Here is a 20971-nt window from a genome sequence, read left to right on the forward strand (position 1 = left end):
GGCACGCCGCCACAGCGTGGCCCCGATGCGGGGCGAGGCGGTGGGCGTGACACGATGTGGTCATGCCCACCGCGCTCACCGATCTCTGCCGCTACCCGATCGTGCAGGCCCCCATGGCGGGCGGCGGATCCGGGCCCGAGCTGGCCGCCGCCGTCTGCGGCGCCGGCGGTCTCGGCTTCCTCGCCGCCGGCTACAAAACCGCCGACGGGATGTACCAGGAGATCAAACAGCTGCGGTCGCTGACCGACCGGCCCTTCGGCGTCAACCTCTTCATGCCGCAGCCCTCCCTGGCCGACGGCTCCGTCGTCGACGTCTACCGCGAGCAACTCGCGGGCGAGGCCACCTGGTACGAGACCGAGCTCGGCGACACCGACGGCCCCGTCGACGACGGCTACGAGGCCAAGCTCGCGATCCTGCGGGAGGACCCGGTGCCGGTGGTGTCCTTCACCTTCGGCTGCCCCTCGCGCGCCGTCCTCGACTCCTTCGCGCAGGTCGGTACGTACACGGTCGTCACGGTCACCACCGCCGCCGAGGCGCAGGCCGCGCAGTGGTCGGGCGCGGACGCGGTGTGTGTGCAGGGCGTGGAGGCCGGCGGTCACCAGGGCACCCACCGGGACGATCCGCATGCCGACGGGACCGGCGCGGGGCTGGGGCTGCTGGCGCTGCTCGGCCAGGTCCGCGAGGCCGTACAGATCCCGGTGATCGCCGCGGGCGGGCTGATGCGCGGCTCGCAGATCGCTGCGGTGCTGGCCGCCGGGGCGTGCATGGCGCAGCTGGGCACCGCCTTCCTCGCCACCCCCGAGTCGGGCGCCAACCCGCTGCACAAGCAGGCGCTGACCAACCCCCTGTTCACCCATACGGAGTTGACCCGGGCGTTCTCCGGGCGGCCGGCCCGCGGGCTGGTGAACCGCTTCATGCGGGAGCACGGCCCGTACGCACCGGCCGCCTACCCGGCCGTCCACTACCTGACCTCCACCGTCCGCAAGGCCGCGGCCAAGGCGGGCGATGCCCAGGGTATGAATTTGTGGGCGGGGCAGGGGCACCGGCTGGCCCGGGAGCTGCCCGCCGGGCGGCTCGTGGAGGTGCTGGCGGCCGAACTGGACGCGGCGCGCGCCGCATTGACCCTGCCCGGCAGCGGCGGCAGCGCGTCATGACCGCGCCCGTCTTCCTCATCGATTCGCTCGCGGACGTACGGGCCGGGGGCACGCTGACCCTGGACGGGCCCGAGGGCCGGCATGCGGTGTCGGTGCGCCGGCTGCGGACCGGCGAGGAGGTCGTGCTGACGGACGGCCGGGGCACCGGGGCGCACGGCACGGTCGCCGCCGTCGAGGGCAAGGACCGGCTCACCGTCGCGGTCACCGCGCTGCGCACCGAGGAGCCGCCGCAGCCCACGATCACCGTGGTCCAGGCGCTCCCCAAGGGCGACCGCGGCGAGCTGGCCGTCGAGACGATGACCGAGACCGGTGTGGACGCCATCGTGCCCTGGCCGGCGGCGCGTTGCGTCACCCAGTGGAAGGGCGAGCGGGCCGCCAAAGCGCTGGGCAAATGGCGCGCCACGGCCCGCGAGGCGGGCAAGCAGTCGCGCCGGCTGACCTTTCCCCAGGTCGCCGACCCGCTGACGACCAAGCAGGTGGCCGCCCTGCTCGCCGACGCGGACTTCGCGGCCGTGCTCCACGAGGAGGGCAGCTCCCCGCTGGCCACCGCCGAACTCCCCGCCCAGGGCTCGATCGTGCTGGTCGTCGGCCCGGAGGGCGGCGTCTCCCCGGAGGAGCTCGCCACCTTCGCCGAGGCCGGCGCCCGGCCCTACCGCCTGGGCACGACCGTGCTGCGCACGTCCACCGCGGGCACCGCGGCGACGGCACTGCTGCTGGGACGCACGGGGCGCTGGAACTAAGGCCCCGGGCGCTGGACTGTTCTCCACGCAAGGATCGTGCCACGGCCCACTGACAACGCAGCGGTGCGCCGGCCGGGCCCTCAGGAGCCCGCCGGCGCACCGCCGTTCATGCGAAGGTGACCGGCCGCCCGGTCAGACCAGCTCGGCCGAGAGCGTGATGTTCTTGACGCCCGCCAGCGCCTGGCTCACCGGGCAGTTGGCCTTGGCGTCCTGCGCCGCCGCCTGGAACTCCTCCTCCGACAGACCGGGGACGCTGGCCTTGACGGTCAGGGCGATGCCGGTGATGCCCTCACCGGGCTGGAAGGTGACGTCGGCCTTGGTGTCGAGGGCGGCGACGGTGTAGCCCTTGCCCGCCAGGCCGTGCGAGAAGGCCATGGAGTAGCAGGAGGAGTGGGCCGCCGCGATGAGCTCCTCGGGGCTGGTGACGCCGCCCGGCTGCTCCGCGCGGGCGGGCCAGTTCACGTCGTACGTACCGACCTTGGAGGACTCCAGGGCGACGGTGCCCTTGCCCTCCAGGAGGTTGCCTTCCCAATGGGTCGTGGCGGTGCGCGTGGTTGCCATGGTGCAAAACTCCCGGTTGTGGACGAAAGCGTTCCGGGCACAGCTTAGTGAGCCGCGGACCGGGCGCCGCGGACGGTCCGCCGTGCCCCGCCCGTCCGGTGCCCGTCCGGTGCCCGTACGGACCGTCCGCCGCCCCGCGCGGCCTGCGCCCCGGGCCTTGCCGCGCCCCGTGGGGTGCCGCCCGGTAGCATCCGAGGGCCGTACGCACCGTGCGTACGGGGACGAGCTGGGAGGAGCCACCGGTGGCGGGAGAACCGCAGGCCGATTGCCTGTTCTGCAAGATCGTGGCGGGGGAGGTGCCGGCGACCATCGTCCGGGAGACCGAGACCACCGTCGCGTTCCGCGACATCAACCCCCAGGCCCCGACCCACATCCTGGTGATCCCCAAGGTGCACTACGCGAACGCCCTGGAGCTCTCCGCCGCGGACCCGGTCATCGCCGCCGACGTGCTGCACCAGGCGGGCCTGGTGGCCGCCGAGGAGAAGGTCGACGAGACCGGCTACCGCATCGTGTTCAACACCGGCCCCGGCGCCGGCCAGACCGTCTTCCACGCCCATGCGCATCTGCTGGGCGGCCGCGACCTGCAGCGTCTGGTCTGACGGGGCCGACTTGTCCGTACGCGAACTGGTCGTCCTCGGGACCGCCAGCCAGGTCCCCACCCGGCACCGCAACCACAACGGCTATCTGCTGCGGTGGGACGGTCACGGGCTGCTCTTCGACCCCGGAGAGGGCACCCAGCGGCAGATGCTGCGCGCCGGGGTCGCCGCCCATGACCTGAACCGGATCTGTGTCACGCACTTCCACGGCGACCACTCGCTGGGCCTGGCCGGGGTGATCCAGCGGATCAACCTCGACCGGGTGCCGCATCCGGTCACCGCCCACTATCCGGCCAGTGGGGAGCACTTCTTCGAACGGCTGCGGTATGCCACCGCCTACCGGGAGACGGTCCGGCTGATCCAGCGGCCGGTGACCGCCGACGGCGAGCTGGACCGCTCGGCGTCGTACGTCCTGGAGGCGCACCGCCTCTCGCACCCCGTCGAGTCGTACGGCTACCGCCTCGTGGAGCCGGACGCCCGCCGGATGCTGCCGGAGCGGCTGGCGGCCCACGGGATCAGCGGGCCGGACGTCGGACGGCTGCTGCGGCTCGGCGAGCTGAACGGCGTCACCCTCGACGAGGTGAGCGAGCAGCGCCGCGGCCAGCGGTTCGCCTTCGTCATGGACACCCGGCTGTGCGAGGGCGTCCATGCGCTCGCCGAGGGGGCCGACATGCTGGTCATCGAGTCGACCTTCCTCGACGAGGACACCGAACTCGCCGTGGAACACGGTCACCTCACCGCCGGGCAGGCCGCAGGGGTGGCCGCACGGGCCGGGGTGCGGCATCTGGTGCTGACGCACTTCTCGCAGCGCTACGCCGACCCCACGGAGTTCGAGCGGCAGGCCCGGGCGGCGGGCTTCACGGGCGAACTGACCATTGCCCAGGACCTTTTGCGGGTACCGCTGCCCAAGCGGCGGTGACGGCGGAACGGCGCTGATCGCGAGCGGCGCCGGTCTGCGAACGGGGCGCCGGTCGCCGCGGCCGCGTTCCGTTCAGGGCAGCGCTCTCCGGCCCGCCCCGCCCGGGCGGGCCGGAGGCGGGATCAGGGCAGGAAGTACATCGGGTTCGGCAGCTTGAAGGTGCGGTCCCCGGCGCCGCCGCTCAGGTCGCTGTACTGGTCCCCGAAATTGGCGACGATGTGGTAGCCGAGGGACTCGATGTGCTTACGGGTGCCGGACTTGTACTCGACGGTCGTGCAGGTGGCGCCGCACGGCAGGTAGGGCGGCGGGTGCTCGGTGTTCTTCAGGTAGACGTGCCGGCTGTCCAGCGACACCCCGTAGCCGACGTTCTTGAGGTTGCGCACGCTCCAGGTGCGCTGCGCCTCCTTGCGGCCGGTGAGGAAGAAGACCTCGGCGCCCTTGTCGTGCGCCCAGTTGACCAGCCGGTTCATCCCGAAGACCGGGTCCATGTCGGTGCTTTCGAGGTACTTGTCCTGGCTCTGTGGGGTGAAGTGGAAGCCGACCTGGAGCTCGTAGTTGTAGGTGAGCAGGGTCGTGTCGTCGATATCGAGCACGATGGCCGGCTTCGCCGTGCCGCGGGCCCGCCCGTGCCGGTCGAGGGCCTTGGTCAGATAGGCGCGGGCCCTGGTCTCGATGCCGCGGACCTGACGTGCGTAGTTGCTGTGCGGGGAGGCGTAGTGCTGACCGTCCGCCGTCACCGTGTCGCCGTAGTACGCCTTGATCTTGTCCTGCACCTGCGTGAGGTTGGGGATCTCCTTGTCGGTGCGCGGCACGGAGTGTTCGGCGGTGGCCTGGCCGATGCCGAACACGGCGGTGCCGGTGACCAGGGCGGCGACCGTCGCGGCACCGAGGCGGGCCCTGCGGGAGAGGGCGGTGCGGAAACGGGTGAGGCGGGGCATGCGCGGCTCCTTAAGTTGTCATGAGCGGACCCACAGGTCGGCTCCAGTAGATCTAACAGAGCCTCACATCGGTATCTACGCGCGAAGATTCAACGGTTGGTAAAGACTGGGCGCCTGGCGGGAGTTGACGACCGGGGGACGACCCGGACGGGCCGCAGCAGAGCGTGCGGACCACGCAGACCACGCAGGAGCCGTCGACGGCCGGCTGAGCCCGGCCCGTCGCGTGCCCCGTACGCCCGCTCCGGCCGTTCCCCGCTGGTGAAGCGGGCGGCCGCCCGGCCCACGGCGGCTGATCACGGACCCGGCCGAGGTCCTGTGCGCGAGGGCCCGCCGCGCGTACGGTGAGGCTCGGCTCAGTGGCGGTGCGCCACAGTGGTCCCGTACGTGATCTTTGAAAGGGGCTGTCCCGATGGCACAGGAAGTGCGCGGTGTGATTGCGCCGGGGAAGAACGAACCGGTCCGGCTGGAGACGATCCTGGTGCCGGATCCGGGGCCCGGCGAGGCCGTGGTGCAGATCCAGGCGTGCGGGGTGTGCCACACCGATCTGCACTACAAGCAGGGCGGCATCAACGACGACTTCCCGTTCCTGCTCGGGCACGAGGCGTCCGGAGTGGTGGAGTCGGTCGGCGACGGGGTCACCGAAGTGGCGCCGGGCGACTTCGTCATCCTCAACTGGCGGGCGGTGTGCGGCCAGTGCCGGGCCTGCCGGCGGGGCCGCCCCCAGTACTGCTTCGACACCCACAACGCCCGGCAGAAGATGACGCTCAAGGACGGCACGGAGCTGAGCCCCGCGCTGGGCATCGGCGCCTTCGCCGACAAGACCCTGGTCGCCGCCGGACAGTGCACCAAGGTCGACCCCGAGGTCTCGCCCGCGGTGGCGGGGCTGCTGGGCTGCGGCGTGATGGCGGGCATCGGCGCGGCAATCAACACCGGCAACGTCGGGCGCGGCGACTCGGTCGCGGTCATCGGCTGCGGCGGCGTCGGCGACGCGGCCGTAGTGGGCGCGCGGCTGGCCGGCGCCGCCCGGATCATCGCGGTGGACATCGACGACCGCAAGCTGGAGACGGCGCGCTCCATGGGCGCCACCGACACCGTCAACTCCCGGACCACCGACCCCGTCGAGGCGGTCCGCGGGCTCACCGGCGGCTTCGGCGCGGACGTCGTCATCGAGGCGGTGGGCCGCCCCGAGACCTACCAGCAGGCCTTCTACGCCCGCGACCTGGCAGGAACCGTCGTCCTGGTGGGCGTCCCCACCCCGGACATGACGCTGGAGCTCCCCCTGCTGGACGTCTTCGGCCGCGGCGGCGCCCTGAAATCCTCCTGGTACGGCGACTGCCTGCCCTCCCGCGACTTCCCGATGCTGATCGGGCTCCACCAACAGGGCCGGATCGACCTCGGCGCCTTCGTCACCGAGACCATCGGCATCGAGGACGTCGAGCAGGCCTTCGCACGGATGCAGGCGGGCGACGTCCTGCGTTCGGTGGTGACGCTCTGATGGCGGCCCGCATCGACCACCTGGTCACCTCCGGAACCTTCTCGCTCGACGGCGGCACCTGGGACGTCGACAACAACGTCTGGATCGTCGGCGACGACGACGAGGCGATCGTCATCGACGCGGCGCACGACGCCGAGGCCATCCTCCGGGCCCTCGGCGGCCGGACGCTGCGCGCGATCATCTGCACCCATGGGCACAACGACCACATCGACGCCGCCCCGGCGCTGGCCTCCCGCACCGGCGCCAGGATCCATCTGCACCCCGCCGATCTGCCGCTGTGGAAGATGACCCACCCGGACAGCTCGCCGGACGCGGAGCTGGCGGACGGCCAGGTGCTGACCATCGCCGGTACGGATCTGAGGGTGCTGCACACGCCGGGCCATGCGCCCGGAGCGGTCTGCCTTTATGCGCCCGAGCTGGGCACCGTCTTCACCGGCGACACCCTCTTCCAGGGCGGCCCCGGTGCCACCGGCCGGTCCTTCTCGGACTTCCCGACGATCGTCGCCTCGATCCGGGACCGGCTGCTGACCCTGCCTCCGCAGACGCAGGTGCGCACCGGGCACGGGGACCCGACGACGATCGGGGAGGAAGCGCCGCACCTGGAGGAATGGGTCAAGCGGGGGCATTAGGGGAAGCGGGGTTACTTGAGTAGGCGGGGCCACTACGGCACGCGGGGCCAGCACGGTAAGCGGGGCCAGTAGGGGAGGGGCGAACAGATCCCGTAGGGGAGGCGAGCGCCCCCTTCGGGGCCTCAACGCGGTGGGGCCGGGGCGGTATTCCCGGTTCCCGGTTCCCGGTTCCGGTGGGGGCACGGCGACGCCGCCCCGGTGGGCCCCCGGTGGGACACCCCCCCGGTGGCGACACCGCCCCGATGGTCGGGCCCTGGAGGGCGACACCGCCCCGAACGTAGGGCCCCGGTGGCGCCACCGCCCCGCTGGTCAGGCCCGCCGGCGCCACCGCCCCCGTGGTCACGCCTCCGTGGCCGCCCGTTCCAAGATCCGGGCGGCCACCGCGGCGGAGTCCACCAGCGGATGCAGCGCCAACGCCCGCAGCGCGGCGCCCCGGTCCTTGAAGGTGGCCGCCTCCACGGTCGCCCGTTCCACCGCCTTGAGCTGGAGCATCAGGCCCAGTTGGTCCGCCCGCAGTGGCGCGGTGGGCAGCGGCCGGGCGCCCTTGGCGGTCACCTCGCACACCGTCTCCACGATCGCGTCCGGTGCCAGCTGCGGCACCGTCGTTCCGTTGCGGACGTTGAGGATCAGCCGGGTGCCGCTGTCGCCGGTGATGGCGTGCATCAGCGCCAGCGCCACCCGGTCGTAGCCGCCGCCCTCCAGGTCGTGACTGTCGCGCTGCCAGCCGCCGGTCGCCTCCCGGCTGTGCGCCATGTACGTCTCCTCGCGCTCCAGCCGGGTCCGTTCCCACAGCCGGTAGGCCTCGTCCGGGCCGCCGGCCGCCGCGGCCCGCGCGAAGAAGCCGCCCTGCTGCTGGTCGAGGAATTCGCCGCGGGTCTCCCGGGTGTGCCGTACGGAGTCGAGGGTCTCGCGGCGGAAGTAGTAGTAGTGGAGGTACTCGTTCGGCAGCGCTCCCAGGGCCCGCAGCCAGTCGCCGCCGAACAGCCGGCCCTCCTCGAAGGACTCCAGCGCGGCGTCGTCGGCCAGCAGCCGCGGCAGCAGCTCGGTGCCGTCCACCGTCAACGACCGCAGCCAGCCGAGGTGGTTGAGGCCCACGTAGTCGTAGCCCGCCCGGGCCGGGTCCGCGAGGGCCGCCGGGTCCGCGCCGGCCGCCCGCGCCGCCCGGCGCACCAGCCCCACCGGCGAATCGCAGATCCCGATGACGCGGTCGCCGAGTACCTGGGACATCGCCTCGGTGACCGTGCCCGCGGGGTTGGTGAAGTTGATGACCCAGGCCCCCGGGGCGAGCGCGGCCACCCGCTCGGCGATGTGCAGCGCCACCGGGACCGTCCGCAGGCCGTAGAGGACACCGCCCGCGCCCACCGTCTCCTGGCCGAGCACCCCCTCGGACAACGGGATCCGCTCGTCCCGGATGCGCCCGGCCGTACCGCCCACCCGGATCGCCGAGAAGACGAAGCCGGCGCCGGCCAGCGCCTCGTCCAGACCCGCCGCGACGCGTACGGGCACCGGCGCCGGATGCCCCTGTGCCAGCCGCGCCAGCACCTCGGCGATCACCGCCACCCGTTGCGGATCGGTGTCGTGCAGCACCACCTCGGAGACGGCGGGTGCCGGGTCGTCCAGCAGCGCGCGGTAGACCAGCGGCACCCGGAAGCCGCCCCCGCCGAGAATCGTCAGCCTCATGGGGCGGAACGTACCGCAGCATCAGGCACACTGGCGGCACGTGCAGATACGAGAGGGGAGAGCACGGTGAGCAGCCGACGCGATGACCTTCCGCCCGCGGGCCCGGCCGCCGTGCCACCGAGCCTCGATCCGCTGGCCGCGGTGCGCGCCGACGGCGATCCGCGCACCGACGTCTACCTCACCGGCACGGTCTTCCTGGACATCATCTTCACCGGCCTGGATTCCGCCCCCGTCCGCGGCACCGAGTCCTGGGCCCGCGGCATGGGCTCCAGCCCCGGGGGCGTCGCCAACATGGCCACCGCGCTGGCCCGGCTCGGCCTGCGCACCTCCCTGGCCGCGGCCTTCGGCGACGACCACTACGGCGAATACTGCTGGGAGGCGCTCGAACAGGGCGAGGGCATCGACCTGGCGCTGTCCCGCACGGTCCCCGGCTGGCACTCCCCGGTCACCGTCTCCATGGCGTACGAGGGCGAGCGCACGATGGTCTCGCACGGCCACGAGGCGCCGCCGCCCGACTTCGCCTTCGACGGCAAGCACGCCCCGGGCTGCCCGCCGCCGTCCCGCGCCTGCGTCGCCTCGCTGGTGCCGGGCCGCCGGGAGGGCTGGCTGGGCTGCGCGGCGAGCCGCGGCAGCCGCATCTTCGCGGACGTGGGCTGGGACGACAGCGGGCGCTGGGACCCTGCCGACCTCGCCGACCTCGAACACTGCGAGGCGTTCCTGCCCAACGCCGAGGAGGCGATGCGCTACACCCGCACGGACTGCCCGCGCGCCGCCGCCCGCCAGCTCGCCGACCGGGTGCCGCTCGCGGTGGTCACGCTCGGTGCGGAGGGCGCCTGCGCGGTGGACGGGCGGACCGGCGAGAGCGCCGAGGTGCCTGCCATCGCCGTGGAGGAGCTGGATCCCACCGGCGCCGGGGACGTCTTCGTCGCCGGCTTCGTCACCGGCACGCTCGCCGACTGGCCGCTCACCGACCGGCTCGCCTTCGCGGGGCTGAGCGCCGCGCTGTCCGTGCAGGAATTCGGCGGCTCGCTGTCCGCGCCGGGCTGGGCCGAGATCGCCGCCTGGTGGCAGCAGCTGCGGGGGTACGAGGCGAGCGCGACGGGCACGGCGGGTGCGCTGCGCCGCCAGTACGCCTTCCTGGACGAGGTGCTGCCGGCGGCCTACCGGCCCGCCCCGCTGGCCCGCGCGCTGCCGACCCTCGGCTTCCGCCGCCCGGCCTGAGCTGCACCGGAGCCGGTTTCCGGGCGTCCCCGCGCCGCCTGGCGGCGGGCCCGACTGCTCCGTCCGGCGGGAAAAGCCCTCGGGGCTGTCGGTGCCCCGTCGTACTCTTGTATCCCAAGGAGTCGAGTGCAGGCAGGCACCTCTTACGAGCAAAGGATGGGGTTGAGCAGGCCACCGAGCCGCCCTATGACTCAGACACCCACGCAACCGCAGGCACGCGCCCAGTTCACCGTCCCGGCCAAGCACCCCATGGTCACGGTCCTGGGATCCGGAGACTCTCTTCTGCGCGTGATCGAAAAAGCCTTCCCGGCGACCGACATCCACGTCCGGGGCAACGAAGTCAGCGCGGTCGGCGACGCCCGGGAGGTCGGCCTCGTCCAGCGCCTTTTCGACGAGATGATGCTGGTGCTCCGCACCGGACAACCGATGACGGAGGACGCAGTGGAACGCTCCATCGCCATGCTGCGGGCGGCGGAGGACGGCGAAGGCGCGGTCAGTGAGACGCCCGCCGAGGTGCTCACCCAGAACATCCTCTCCAACCGGGGCCGCACGATCCGCCCCAAGACCCTCAACCAGAAGCGCTATGTCGACGCCATCGACGAGCACACCGTCGTCTTCGGCATCGGCCCGGCCGGCACCGGCAAGACCTACCTCGCCATGGCCAAGGCCGTGCAGGCGCTGCAGGCCAAGCAGGTCAACCGGATCATCCTGACCCGGCCCGCGGTCGAGGCCGGCGAGCGGCTCGGCTTCCTGCCGGGCACCCTCTACGAGAAGATCGACCCGTATCTGCGCCCGCTCTACGACGCGCTGCACGACATGCTCGACCCCGACTCCATCCCGCGCCTGATGGCCGCGGGCACGATCGAGGTCGCCCCGCTGGCGTACATGCGTGGCCGGACCTTGAATGACGCGTTCATCATCCTCGACGAGGCGCAGAACACGAACCCCGAGCAGATGAAGATGTTCCTCACCCGCCTCGGCTTCGAGTCGAAGATCGTCATCACCGGCGATGTCACCCAGGTCGACCTGCCGGGCGGCACGAAGAGCGGTCTGCGCCAGGTCCGGGAGATCCTGGACGGCGTCGACGATGTGCACTTCTCCCTGCTCACCAGCCAGGACGTGGTCCGGCACAAGCTGGTCGGCCGTATCGTCGACGCCTATGAGAAGTACGACAGCCGCAACGGCCAGTGAGCCCGCCGGCCGGTAGACCCGGCCGGCGCCGGAGCCCCACCGACCCACCATCGGGCACGTACCGAGAAGCGAGAAGCGCCACCCTCATGTCCATCGACGTCAACAACGAGTCCGGCACGGACATCGACGAGCAGGCCATCCTGGACGTCGCCCGCTACGCCGTCGCCAGGATGCGCATCCACCCGCTCTCCGAGCTGTCCGTCATCGTCGTGGACGCCGAGGCCATGGAGCAGCTCCATCTCCAGTGGATGGACCTGCCCGGCCCGACCGATGTGATGTCCTTCCCGATGGACGAGCTGCGTCCGCCGGCCAAGGACGACGAGGAGCCTCCGCAGGGGCTCCTCGGTGACATCGTGCTGTGCCCGGAGGTCGCCAAGAAGCAGGGCGAGGAGGCCCCCACCGGGCACAGCATGAACGAGGAGCTCCAGCTGCTCACCGTCCACGGCGTGCTCCACCTCCTCGGCTACGACCATGAAGAGCCGGACGAGAAGGCCGAGATGTTCGGCCTGCAGGCGGCGATCATCGACGGCTGGCGTGCCGAGCAGGGCCTGACCGGCCCCTCGCCGGCCCCCACCGTGACCTGACGGGACACCCGATGACCACCCAGCTGATCGCGGTCGCGGTCCTGCTCGTCGTGATCGCCTGGCTCGCCGCATGTGCGGAGGCCGGCCTGGCCCGGACGACCAGCTTCCGCGCCGAGGAGGCCGTCCGCTCCGGCCGCCGTGGCAGCGCCAAGCTCGCCGCCGTCGCCGCCGACCCCACCCGCTATCTCAACGTCGCGCTGCTGGTGCGGGTCGGCTGCGAGATGGCCGCCGGTGTCCTGGTCACCTACGCCTGCCTGCGCTCCTTCGAGGAGACCTGGCAGGCGCTGGCCGTCGCCATCGGGGTGATGGTGCTGGTCTCCTATGTCGCCGTCGGGGTCTCCCCGCGGACCATCGGCCGCCAGCACCCGCTGAACACCGCGACCGCCGCCGCCTACGTCCTGCTGCCGCTGGCCCGCATCATGGGCCCCGTCCCGCAGCTGCTGATCCTCCTCGGCAACGCCCTCACCCCCGGCAGGGGCTTCCGCAAGGGCCCGTTCGCCTCCGAGGCCGAGCTGCGCTCGCTGGTCGACCTCGCCGGGAAGGAGTCGCTGATCGAGGACGAGGAGCGCCGGATGGTGCACTCGGTCTTCCAGCTCGGCGACACCCTCGTCCGTGAGGTGATGGTGCCGCGGACGGATCTGATCGCCGTCGAGCGCTTCAAGACCATCCGCCAGGCGCTGACCCTCGCGCTGCGCTCCGGCTTCTCCCGGATCCCGGTGACCGGCGAGAACGAGGACGACATCGTCGGCGTCGTCTATCTCAAGGACCTCGCCCGCAAGGTCCACATCAGCCGCGACGCCGAGAACGAGCTGGTCTCCACGGCCATGCGTCCCGCCGTTTTCGTCCCCGACACCAAGAACGCCGGTGATCTGCTGCGGGAAATGCAGCAGGACCGCAATCATGTCGCGGTGGTCATCGATGAATACGGCGGCACGGCCGGCATCGTCACCATCGAGGACATTCTCGAGGAGATCGTCGGTGAGATCACCGACGAATACGACCGTGAACTGCCGCCCGTCGAGGATCTCGGTGACGGCCGCTATCGCGTCACCTCCCGGCTGGACATCGGCGACCTCGGCGAGCTGTACGGCCTGGCCGAGCTGGACGACGAGGATGTCGAAACCGTCGGCGGGCTGCTCGCCAAGCTGCTCGGCCGGGTCCCGATCGCCGGCGCCACCGCCGAGGTCGACCTCTCCTACGACGCCTCCGACCCCGGCCTGAAGGCGCTCCGACTGACCGCCGAGGCACCGGCCGGACGCCGCAACAAGATCATCACGGTGTTGTGCGAGCCGGTGCGCCCGGACGGGGCGAGCGCCTCCCGGGAGCCGTCGACGGGCGGCCGGTCCGCCGGCTGAACGGACGCGGAACGCGCCACGTAATTCCCGGTGACGGCGAGAACATTTCCGCCGCCACCGGGCCGCCGGTTACTTATCTCCGGTGCACCGCACATGTTCTGCAAGCCATTTCCTGAGGCGCTGGATTCCGTGTGCTGCGCCATGGAAAGATCTTCAGGCGGTTGCGCCCCATGCGGCCGCCACGGGTATTGCGGAAGAGAAATCTTGCAATGCAGGCTGCCCCGGCCACGGGGGTCCGGGGCAACCACCTGTTCCCTCAGCCGCGGCGCGACGCACGGACCGTCCGCAGCCCGACGGCCACCAGCAGGGCGACCACCGCGACCACCGCCGCGTCCAGCCCCAGGCCCAGCTTGATGCCACCGAGGGTGGCCTGGGCGAAGCCGCTGCCGTCCGCCCGCAGCGCGGCGATGTGCGCCGAGGCGACCGCGCTCAGCAGCGGAATGCCGAGGGTGAGGCCCATCTGCTGGGAGCTGGTGACCAGACCGGTGGCCAGGCCCTGCTGGTCGTCCGGGAGGCCGGAGGTGGCGGTCACCCCGTACGCGATGATCGCCCACAGGTGACCGAGGCTGCCGCAGGACACCGCGACCAGGGCCAGCCAGCCGCCCGTCTCGGTGCCCAGGCCCAGCAGCGCGGCCGTGCAGCCGGCCTGCAGCAGCAGCCCGGTCACCAGGGTGCGGCGGGCGCCGAACCGGCCGATGACCTTCGGGGCGACCAGACCGGCGAGCGCGGAGACCGCGCCCTGCACCCCGAAGACCAGACCAGTGAGGAAGGCGGACAGCCCCAGCACTTCCTGGAGGTAGAGCGTCAGCAGGAAGACGACGGTGCTCATCATCGCGAACGTCGTCAGGCCCGCCAGATTGCCCCAGGCGACGCTGCGGCGGCGCAGCATCGGCAGCGACACCAGCGGCTGTTCGGCCCGCGACTCCACCCGGACGAACGCGGCCAGCAGCACGGCGCCGACGACCAGCGTGACCAGCACGTCCGGGCGGCCGAAGCCCTGCTGGGCGGCGGTCGACAGGGCGTAGATCAGCGCCAGCAGCCCGCCGGTGACGGTGACCGCGCCGGGCAGATCGAGCCGCGGCCGCTGCGGGTGCCTGGACTCGGTCAACACCACCGGCGCGGTGGCCAGGACGGCCACCCCGGCCACGGACAGCAGGCCCATGGTCGAGCGCCAGCCCAGCGCATCGGTCATCACCCCGCCCAGCACCATGCCGATCGTGAAGCCCAGCGAGAGCAGGGTGCCGCTGATGCCCAGGGCGCGCTCGCGCTGCGGGCCCTCGGCGAAGGTGGTGGTCAGCAGCGACATCCCGGTCGGCACGATGATCGCCGCGCCCAGCCCCTGGAGCGCCCGAGCGGCCAGGAAGACGGCCGGCGACCAGGCCAGCGCGGCCAGCACGGAGGCCGCGGTGAACAGCGCGAGCCCGATGAGGAACAGCCTGCGCCGCCCGAAGAGATCGGCGATCCGGCCGGACAGCAGCAGAAAGCCGCCCGACGGCAGCGCGAACGCGGTGACCGCCCACTGCAGATCGGCCTGGCCCATGCCCAGGTCCCGGCCGAGCACCGGCAGCGCCACATTCAGGATGGAGAAGTCCAGCGCGATGATGAACTGCGCCGCGCACAGCAGCAGCAGGATGAGCTTGGCGCGCGGGGTCATCCGTGCGCCGTCGGACGAGGCGGCGGCCGGGGCGGCGGATACGTCCGCCGCGCCACCGGGGCGGCGCGACGCAGGAGCTGAGGTCTCGGTTACTGGCATGCTCCGAGCCTGCGGCCTCGGAATACGCCGTGGGGAGCGGCAACTTATCGTGGTGTACGCACCACCAGCCACGCACACAGGGGGAAATACGTGGTCTCGAACGCCACTCAGGACGCCGCGCGCCGCCGCCAGGAACTCCGCGACTTCCTGATGACCCGCCGCGCCCGGGTCACCCCGGCCGAGGCGGGCCTGCCCGACGGCGGTCGCCGCCGCACTCCGGGACTGCGCCGTGAGGAGGTCGCCGTCCTCGCCGGGGTCGGCGCGTCCTGGTACCAGTGGCTGGAGCAGGGCCGCGACATCACCGTCTCGCCGCAGGTGCTGGACGCGGTCGCCCGGGTGCTGCGGCTCAACGGCGCCGAACGGCGGCATCTGTACGTCCTTGCCGGGCTGAACCCGCCCCCGCGCCAGGACGCCGAGGAGCTGGGCCTCACCGACGTGTGCGCGGGCCTGCAGCGGCTGATCGACGCCTGGATGCCGTTCCCGGCGCACATCATGGACCCGTACTGGAACACCATCGCCTACAACGAAGCGGCGCAGCTGGTGCTGGGCCACGGCCGCCCCGGCGTCTCGCGCAACTGCCTGATCGCGTTCTTCACCGACCCCGTCTACCGCGCGCGGGCCGCCAGTTGGGAGACCAACGCCCCCCTGGTCGTGGCGCAGTTCCGGGCCGCGTGCTCGGTCCGGCCGGGCGATGAGGGCTTCGACGCGGTCGTCCAGGAGACCTCGGCTCTCAGCACGGAGTTCGCCGAGCTGTGGGCGCGCGCCGACGTCCAGGACGGCGGCACGCTCCACAAGGAGATGGCCCATCCGCTCGTCGGCGCCCTGCTCTTCGAGACCACCCTGCTGCAGATCCCGGTCCGCCCCGACCTGAGCATCGTGCTGCACAACCCGCGCCCGGAGTCGGACACCGCGGCGAAGCTGGAGTGGCTCACCTCACCGGAGGGCCGGCGCGGGGGGATGTCCTCGGTCGCGGGCTGACGCACCCCGGGGCGGCCCGGGGCGAAGGGCCCGCGCCGCCCGCCGGCCACCGCCCGCATATGCTCGCCGGTATGAGCGATGCCGCACCCCTGGACCCCGAAGACCGCAAGATCATCACGCTCGCGCGCTCGGCGCGGGCCCGCAACGGCGTGCCCGAGGGCGCGGCCGTCCGCGACGAGACCGGCCGCACCTACGTCGCCGGCACCGTCGCCCTGGATTCGCTCCGGCTCAGCGCGCTGCAGACGGCCGTCGCGATGGCCGTCGCCAGCGGGGCCACCTCGCTGGAGGCCGCGGCGGTGGTCACCGACGCCGAGGCTGCCAGCGACGCGGACCGCGCGGCCGTACGGGACCTCGGCGGCCCCGCGACGCCCGTCCTCGTCGCCGGTCCGGACGGCGCCCTGCGCAGCACCGTCCCGGCGGGCGAGCCGCAGGCCTGAGCCGCCGGGCAGTAAGGGACGGCAGTACGGGCGGCCCGCCGGCACCGGAGGGCCGCCCCCGCCGGGCACTCCGGTGCCGGCCGGCCGCCGGGCACTCCGCGCCCGGTGGTCGGAGCCGCGCCCGGGATCGGGGAGAATGGGCGCCATGAGCGTTCGTACAGAGTCCTCCGCCGCGCACCGCGCCGGCTTCGCCTGCTTCGTCGGTCGCCCCAACGCGGGCAAGTCCACCCTCACGAACGCTCTCGTCGGCACGAAGGTGGCGATCACCTCCAACCGCCCGCAGACCACCCGGCACACGGTGCGCGGCATCGTCCACCGCCCCGAGGCCCAGCTGGTCCTCGTCGACACCCCGGGGCTGCACAAGCCGCGCACCCTGCTCGGCGAGCGGCTGAACGACGTGGTCCGCACCACCTGGTCCGAGGTCGACGTCATCGGCTTCTGCCTGCCCGCCGACCAGAAGATCGGCCCCGGCGACCGCTACATCGCGGCCGAGCTGGCCGACATCAAGAAGACCCCCAAGGTCGCCATCGTCACCAAGACCGACCTGGTCGACTCCAAGGCGCTGGCCGCCCAGCTGATCGCCATCGACCAGCTCGGCAAGGAGCTGGGCATCGACTGGGCCGAGATCATCCCGGTCTCGGCGGTGGGTGCCACCCAGGTGTCGCTCCTCGCGGACCTGCTCGTCCCGATGCTCCCCGAGAGCCCGCCGCTCTACCCCGAGGGCGACCTCACCGACGAGCCCGAGCAGGTCATGGTCGCCGAGCTGATCCGCGAGGCCGCGCTGGAGGGCGTACGCGACGAGCTGCCGCACTCGATCGCGGTGGTCGTCGAGGAGATGCTGCCGCGCGAGGACCGCCCCGCCGACAAGCCGCTCCTCGACATCCATGCCAACGTCTACATCGAGCGCCCCAGCCAGAAGGGCATCATCATCGGCCCCAAGGGCAAGCGCCTGAAGGAGGTCGGCACCAAGTCCCGCAAGCACATCGAGGCACTGCTGGGCACGCCGGTCTTCCTCGATCTGCACGTCAAGGTCGCCAAGGACTGGCAACGCGACCCCAAGCAACTGCGCAAGCTGGGCTTCTGAGCCCCGCCGGGGGACTCCAAGGCCCTACGGCACGCCCCGGATCCTGCGCACCAGCAGCGCCCCCAGCAGCCCGACCGCCGCGGCGGTGAGGTACAGCGTCCGGTAGCCGCCGAGGTCGTGCACGAGCGGCCCGGCCAGCGCCGGGGCGGCCACCTGCGGCAGCGAGTTGGCGATGTTGAGGACGCCCATGTCCTTGCCGCGGTGGGCGGCCGCCGGCAGCACATCCGTCATCAGCGCGAAGTCGACGGATGTGAAGACGCCGAACCCGACGCCGAGCAGCGCCGCCGCGCACAGCGCCCCCGCCCACGTCTGCCACACGGCCAGCATCGCGGTCGCCACCGTCATGAGCACGCCGGCCCACAGCACGAACGGCTGCCGGCGCCCGGCCCGGTCCGACCAGAACCCCCCGGCCACGACCGTGCCCAGCAGAGTCACCCCATTGATCGCGGTCAGCACCAGCACCCCACTGCCCGGGTCCGGCCGCCGCAGCACATCCCGCAGGTAGTACAGGAGATACAGCAGCGCCAGCGAGTTGCCGAGGTTGATCAGGAACCTCGTCAGCCAGGCCCACCCCAGATCGGGATGGCGGCGCGGGCTGATCCAGAACGAGGAGAGCAGCGTCTGCGGGGTCAGCGCGGGCCTCCACGCGGCCGGCAGCGCCGGGTCCCGGTGCAGCAGCACATACGGGAGGGCGCCCAGCAGCGTGAAGCCGGCACAGGCGGCATAGCCCGCGCGCACCCCGCCCGCGGCCGTCGCCAGCCCCGTACCCGCCACCACCCCGAGGATCTGCGCGGCCCCCAGCCAGCCGCCCACCGCGCCCCGCTGCCGGTGCGGCACCCGGTCGGGCACCGCCGCCGTGATCGCCGCGAACGCCGCATTGAGGGTGAGCTGCACCAGACACCACCCCAGCGCCATCCCCGCCACCGTGCCCGCCCCGGCCAGCAGCACCAGCGCACCGGCCCCGCCCAGCACGCCCGCCAGGATCCACGGCCTGCGCCGCCCGAACCGCGAGGCCGTACGGTCCGACAGCGCCCCGGCCAGCGGGTTGCACACCATCGAGACGGCGGCCCCCAGCCCCGTCACCCACGCCAGCACCGACTCCTTCGGCATCCCGGACGGCGCCAGCTCGGCGGCCTGCAGGGCGAGCAGGATCTGCAGCGGCCCGTACCACCCGGCCCAGATCGCCCCGTTGGCCAGCGACAGCGCGGCGGTCCAGCCCCGCCCGACCGGCTCCGACGGCTCCGACGGCGCTGTGGGGGCCGCCGGTGCGCTCACCCCCGGGCCTGGTCCCGCAGGGCGTCCCGCAGCCAGCGGTACGAGGCCTTGGGCGTCCGCTGCAGCGTCGCGTAGTCCACGTGCACCAGCCCGAACCGCCGCGCGTAGCCCTCCGCCCACTCGAAGTTGTCCAGCAGCGACCAGACGAAGTACCCGCGGACATCCACCCCGGCGTCCATGGCCGCGTGCAGCGCCCGCAGATGCCCGTCCAGGAACGCGATCCGCTCCCCGTCCTCGATGCCCTCGTACGCGCACCCGTTCTCGGTGATCACGACGGGCGGCAGCCGGTCCCCGTACCGCTCCCGGAACGACACCAGCAGCTCGGTCAGCGCCTCCGGCACCACCGGCCACCCGAAGTCGGTCCGCGGATACCCCGGGATCTCGCGGGGCGCGAAGGGCAGCTCGGGCGGCAGCCGGATCCCGCCGAAGGCGGTCGGCCCGGACCCCTCGGCGGCCGGGGCACCCACCAGCGTCGGTTGGTAGTAGTTGATCCCGTACCAGTCCAGCGGCTGCGAGATGATCTGCAGATCCTCGGCGACCGGCCCCGGCAGCAGCCCCGCCAGCTCCTCGTCCGGATACGTCCCGAGCAGTACGGGCTCCGCGAACAGCCGGTTGAGCAGCAGGTCGTAGAGGCCGGCCGCCGCGGTGTCCGCCTCCGCCGCACTCGCCGGCCAGGTCGGCCCGTGGGAGTTGGCGATCCCGATGTCCCGCGCCCCCTGGGCTCGCAGCGCCTGGACCGCCAGCCCGTGCCCCAGCAGCTGGTGATGCGCCGCCGGCAGCGCCTCGAACAGCAGCTGCCGCCCCGGCGCATGCTGCCCCAACCCGTAACCCAGCAGGGTCAGTTCGGCCGGCTCGTTGAGCGTGATCCACCGCTCCACCCGGTCCCCGAGCCGCCCCGCCACCACCTCCGCATACGCGGCGAAGCGCTCGGCCGTCTCCCGGACGAGCCAGCCGCCGCCCTCCTCCAGCGCCTGCGGGGTGTCCCAGTGGAACAGCGTCGGTACGGGGGCGACCCCCGCCGCCAGCAGCTCGTCCACCAGCCGGTCGTAGAAGTCCAGCCCGGCCCGGTTGACCGCCCCGCTCCCGTCCGGCACCACCCGCGGCCAGGCCACCGAGAACCGGTAGGCCCCGACGCCGAGCTCCTTGAGCAGCGCCACGTCCTCGCGGTATCGGTGGTAGTGATCGGTCGCCACCCGCGGATCGGACCCGTCCTTGATCCTCCCGGCCTCGGCCGCGAACACATCCCACGCGGACCGCCCCCGCCCGTCCTCGCCCACCGCCCCTTCGATCTGCGCGGCGGACGTCGACACCCCCCACACGAAGTCACGGGGGAAGCGGGGCAGGGGCAGCGAGGGGTCCGGCACCATCGTCATGGGCGAGATCCTTGTAACCGCCGGTAACGGTGTCAAGGGGGCGGCAAGGAAGGCGAGTTGGCGGCGGATTGCCGGTGGACTCCGGTCGGCGAGGGGTGCTCACTGACTCGCCGGTCACGCGCCCGGGGGCGGGAATCGCCTGAGGTAGCGCAGGGCCCGTTCCCATGGATCGAAGGCGAAGAGCCCTCGGGGCCGGTGGTGGTGGCGGGTGCAGAACGCGTCGAGATCTCCGTGGACGGGACCCGTCCGGAAGTCGGCGTCGGGCGTCGTGGCGCGGGTGACGGACAGCAGCTCCGGCTCGGGGGTCCATCCGTCGTGATCGAATGCCCAGGTCCCGTCCGTGACGTAGACATGGCCGGGGTCCCGTGCCCCACGTGACCAGAGGCCGACGGCGTGGAACCCCGCTTCGGGGTACGTCTCCATGAACGCGTACGCGAGGATGTGACACGCCCCGGCAGCGAAGAACGCCACGTCCTCCCGCTCCCAGGAGAGCAGTTGGTCTCGCCGCTCCTCGGCGGTGCGCTTGAAGCGGGCACTGGGGCGATACACGGTCCCCCCGGACTACTCGTGTGCTCGGTCTGCGGCGGCCCTGCTCCGGCCGGCGTCGCGGCCGGGGCGCCTCCGTGCCCCCTACGAGCCTTCCTTCAGCACCTTGGTGATCAGCGTCCGCTGTTCCTGGGTGAGCCGTGGATCGGAGCAGTACACCGTCCGGCCGTCGACCGTGATCTGGTAGCTGAAGCCGTCCGGGACCCCGACGGGGGGTTCGGTGCGGGCGGTGGCGACGGCCTTGTCGGCCAGGGTCCGCCAGTCCGCGGCGTCGTCGCGGTCCGAGGTGTCGATCTCGGCGCGGCGGTCGACGCCGCTGAAACCGCCGGTGCGATGGACGTGGATGCGCATAACGGGCTCCTTGGACGTCAGACGTCTTACACGGACTTCTACCCCGCGGGGACACGGTATGCGTGCGCGGGGCGGGCCGCAGGGCGGCGCTGCGTGCGTGCCTCCGTACGT

Annotated in this window: 21 protein-coding genes; 13 read left to right on the top strand and 8 right to left on the bottom strand. The window is 72.5% G+C overall.

What is annotated here, in order from left to right; translation table 11 throughout:
• The first annotated feature begins 62 nt into the window (after positions 1–62).
• Positions 63–1154 (top strand): nitronate monooxygenase, encoded by a 1092-nt coding sequence (locus tag CPH93_RS23505; protein WP_093483174.1) that lies wholly within the window; start codon positions 63–65, stop codon positions 1152–1154.
• Complete coding sequence (locus CPH93_RS23510) at positions 1151–1894, top strand: 16S rRNA (uracil(1498)-N(3))-methyltransferase (RefSeq protein ID WP_093483173.1); 744 nt, start codon at positions 1151–1153, stop codon at positions 1892–1894. The genes CPH93_RS23505 and CPH93_RS23510 overlap by 4 nt, the downstream gene beginning before the upstream one ends.
• Positions 1895–2026: 132 nt before the next feature.
• On the opposite strand, the gene CPH93_RS23515 is transcribed toward CPH93_RS23510, so the two are convergent.
• A complete protein-coding gene (locus tag CPH93_RS23515; RefSeq protein WP_006605689.1) occupies positions 2027–2455 on the bottom strand; it encodes an OsmC family protein in 429 nt (142 codons plus the stop codon).
• Positions 2456–2697: 242 nt separating this feature from the next.
• On the opposite strand from CPH93_RS23515, the gene CPH93_RS23520 reads away from it, so the two are divergent.
• Positions 2698–3054 carry a histidine triad nucleotide-binding protein gene (locus tag CPH93_RS23520; protein WP_093483172.1) on the top strand — a complete coding sequence of 119 codons (357 nt, stop codon included), beginning with the start codon at positions 2698–2700 and terminating at the stop codon, positions 3052–3054.
• Positions 3055–3064: 10 nt separating this feature from the next.
• Positions 3065–3970 carry a ribonuclease Z gene (locus tag CPH93_RS23525; RefSeq protein WP_096213994.1) on the top strand — a complete coding sequence of 302 codons (906 nt, stop codon included), beginning with the start codon at positions 3065–3067 and terminating at the stop codon, positions 3968–3970.
• A gap of 122 nt (positions 3971–4092) precedes the next feature.
• On the opposite strand, the gene CPH93_RS23530 is transcribed toward CPH93_RS23525, so the two are convergent.
• Positions 4093–4908 carry an HAD family acid phosphatase gene (locus CPH93_RS23530; RefSeq protein WP_093483170.1) on the bottom strand — a complete coding sequence of 272 codons (816 nt, stop codon included), beginning with the start codon at positions 4906–4908 and terminating at the stop codon, positions 4093–4095.
• A gap of 409 nt (positions 4909–5317) precedes the next feature.
• On the opposite strand from CPH93_RS23530, the gene CPH93_RS23535 reads away from it, so the two are divergent.
• Both CPH93_RS23535 and CPH93_RS23540 read left to right on the top strand, forming a co-directional pair.
• Positions 5318–6403 carry an S-(hydroxymethyl)mycothiol dehydrogenase gene (locus tag CPH93_RS23535; protein WP_096213995.1) on the top strand — a complete coding sequence of 362 codons (1086 nt, stop codon included), beginning with the start codon at positions 5318–5320 and terminating at the stop codon, positions 6401–6403.
• Complete coding sequence (locus CPH93_RS23540; protein WP_096213996.1) at positions 6403–7032, top strand: MBL fold metallo-hydrolase; 630 nt, start codon at positions 6403–6405, stop codon at positions 7030–7032. The genes CPH93_RS23535 and CPH93_RS23540 overlap by 1 nt, the downstream gene beginning before the upstream one ends.
• A gap of 339 nt (positions 7033–7371) precedes the next feature.
• On the opposite strand, the gene CPH93_RS23545 is transcribed toward CPH93_RS23540, so the two are convergent.
• Positions 7372–8712, bottom strand: coding sequence for a family 4 glycosyl hydrolase (locus tag CPH93_RS23545; protein ID WP_096213997.1), 1341 nt, complete (start codon positions 8710–8712; stop codon positions 7372–7374).
• A gap of 66 nt (positions 8713–8778) precedes the next feature.
• Between CPH93_RS23545 and CPH93_RS23550 the strand changes: the two genes are divergently transcribed.
• The 4 genes from CPH93_RS23550 (at position 8779) to CPH93_RS23565 (ending at position 13063) form a co-directional block, all read left to right on the top strand.
• On the top strand, positions 8779–9933 hold the full coding sequence (locus CPH93_RS23550) for a carbohydrate kinase family protein (protein ID WP_093483166.1): 1155 nt from the start codon (positions 8779–8781) through the stop codon (positions 9931–9933).
• A 186-nt stretch (positions 9934–10119) separates the two neighbouring features.
• A complete protein-coding gene (locus CPH93_RS23555; protein WP_093483165.1) occupies positions 10120–11124 on the top strand; it encodes a PhoH family protein in 1005 nt (334 codons plus the stop codon).
• 86 nt (positions 11125–11210) lie between these two features.
• Entirely contained in the window at positions 11211–11708 is a 498-nt protein-coding gene (ybeY, locus tag CPH93_RS23560) for an rRNA maturation RNase YbeY (protein WP_006605698.1), read from the top strand.
• A gap of 11 nt (positions 11709–11719) precedes the next feature.
• Positions 11720–13063, top strand: coding sequence for a hemolysin family protein (locus CPH93_RS23565; RefSeq protein ID WP_096213998.1), 1344 nt, complete (start codon positions 11720–11722; stop codon positions 13061–13063).
• Between the two features lie 256 nt (positions 13064–13319).
• Here CPH93_RS23565 and CPH93_RS23570 read toward each other — a convergent pair whose 3' ends face one another.
• The gene (locus tag CPH93_RS23570) at positions 13320–14717 is read right to left on the bottom strand and encodes an MFS transporter (protein WP_096213999.1); all 1398 of its coding nucleotides are present in this window, start codon (positions 14715–14717) and stop codon (positions 13320–13322) included.
• 189 nt (positions 14718–14906) lie between these two features.
• Between CPH93_RS23570 and CPH93_RS23575 the strand changes: the two genes are divergently transcribed.
• From CPH93_RS23575 to era, 3 genes are all read left to right on the top strand, one after another.
• Positions 14907–15794, top strand: a complete 888-nt coding sequence (locus tag CPH93_RS23575; protein WP_096214000.1) for a helix-turn-helix transcriptional regulator — start codon at positions 14907–14909, stop codon at positions 15792–15794.
• Between the two features lie 59 nt (positions 15795–15853).
• Positions 15854–16231 carry a cytidine deaminase gene (locus CPH93_RS23580; RefSeq protein ID WP_443031400.1) on the top strand — a complete coding sequence of 126 codons (378 nt, stop codon included), beginning with the start codon at positions 15854–15856 and terminating at the stop codon, positions 16229–16231.
• Between the two features lie 136 nt (positions 16232–16367).
• Complete coding sequence (gene era / locus CPH93_RS23585; protein WP_040899290.1) at positions 16368–17315, top strand: GTPase Era; 948 nt, start codon at positions 16368–16370, stop codon at positions 17313–17315.
• 24 nt (positions 17316–17339) lie between these two features.
• Here the strand turns inward: era and CPH93_RS23590 are convergent, their stop codons facing one another.
• The 4 genes from CPH93_RS23590 to CPH93_RS23605 all read right to left on the bottom strand — a co-directional run bounded on the left by CPH93_RS23590 (position 17340) and on the right by CPH93_RS23605 (position 20860).
• The gene (locus CPH93_RS23590; protein ID WP_096214001.1) at positions 17340–18590 is read right to left on the bottom strand and encodes an MFS transporter; all 1251 of its coding nucleotides are present in this window, start codon (positions 18588–18590) and stop codon (positions 17340–17342) included.
• Positions 18587–19963 carry a GH1 family beta-glucosidase gene (locus tag CPH93_RS23595; protein WP_443031401.1) on the bottom strand — a complete coding sequence of 459 codons (1377 nt, stop codon included), beginning with the start codon at positions 19961–19963 and terminating at the stop codon, positions 18587–18589. Before CPH93_RS23595 ends, CPH93_RS23590 begins: the two co-directional genes overlap by 4 nt.
• A 114-nt stretch (positions 19964–20077) precedes the next feature.
• Entirely contained in the window at positions 20078–20512 is a 435-nt protein-coding gene (locus CPH93_RS23600; RefSeq protein ID WP_096214002.1) for a hypothetical protein, read from the bottom strand.
• An 81-nt stretch (positions 20513–20593) separates the two neighbouring features.
• On the bottom strand, positions 20594–20860 hold the full coding sequence (locus tag CPH93_RS23605) for a protealysin inhibitor emfourin (RefSeq protein ID WP_093483159.1): 267 nt from the start codon (positions 20858–20860) through the stop codon (positions 20594–20596).
• Positions 20861–20971 lie beyond the last annotated feature (111 nt).

This window comes from Streptomyces sp. 2323.1, from assembly GCF_900221035.1.
GTDB classification, from domain to species: domain Bacteria; phylum Actinomycetota; class Actinomycetes; order Streptomycetales; family Streptomycetaceae; genus Streptomyces; species Streptomyces sioyaensis.

Bases quoted from the DNA above. Each gene is read 5' to 3' on its own strand.
- CPH93_RS23510 (WP_093483173.1), top strand. From the start codon at position 1,151: ATGACCGCGCCCGTCTTCCTCATCGATTCGCTCGCGGACGTACGGGCC.
- CPH93_RS23565 (WP_096213998.1), top strand. From the start codon at position 11,720: ATGACCACCCAGCTGATCGCGGTCGCGGTCCTGCTCGTCGTGATCGCC.
- CPH93_RS23505 (WP_093483174.1), top strand. From the start codon at position 63: ATGCCCACCGCGCTCACCGATCTCTGCCGCTACCCGATCGTGCAGGCC.
- CPH93_RS23595 (WP_443031401.1), bottom strand. From the start codon at position 19,963: ATGACGATGGTGCCGGACCCCTCGCTGCCCCTGCCCCGCTTCCCCCGT.
- CPH93_RS23530 (WP_093483170.1), bottom strand. From the start codon at position 4,908: ATGCCCCGCCTCACCCGTTTCCGCACCGCCCTCTCCCGCAGGGCCCGC.
- era (WP_040899290.1), top strand. From the start codon at position 16,368: ATGGGCGCCATGAGCGTTCGTACAGAGTCCTCCGCCGCGCACCGCGCC.
- CPH93_RS23555 (WP_093483165.1), top strand. From the start codon at position 10,120: ATGACTCAGACACCCACGCAACCGCAGGCACGCGCCCAGTTCACCGTC.
- CPH93_RS23535 (WP_096213995.1), top strand. From the start codon at position 5,318: ATGGCACAGGAAGTGCGCGGTGTGATTGCGCCGGGGAAGAACGAACCG.
- CPH93_RS23515 (WP_006605689.1), bottom strand. From the start codon at position 2,455: ATGGCAACCACGCGCACCGCCACGACCCATTGGGAAGGCAACCTCCTG.
- CPH93_RS23570 (WP_096213999.1), bottom strand. From the start codon at position 14,717: ATGACCCCGCGCGCCAAGCTCATCCTGCTGCTGCTGTGCGCGGCGCAG.
- CPH93_RS23545 (WP_096213997.1), bottom strand. From the start codon at position 8,712: ATGAGGCTGACGATTCTCGGCGGGGGCGGCTTCCGGGTGCCGCTGGTC.
- CPH93_RS23540 (WP_096213996.1), top strand. From the start codon at position 6,403: ATGGCGGCCCGCATCGACCACCTGGTCACCTCCGGAACCTTCTCGCTC.
- ybeY (WP_006605698.1), top strand. From the start codon at position 11,211: ATGTCCATCGACGTCAACAACGAGTCCGGCACGGACATCGACGAGCAG.
- CPH93_RS23605 (WP_093483159.1), bottom strand. From the start codon at position 20,860: ATGCGCATCCACGTCCATCGCACCGGCGGTTTCAGCGGCGTCGACCGC.
- CPH93_RS23580 (WP_443031400.1), top strand. From the start codon at position 15,854: ATGCTCGCCGGTATGAGCGATGCCGCACCCCTGGACCCCGAAGACCGC.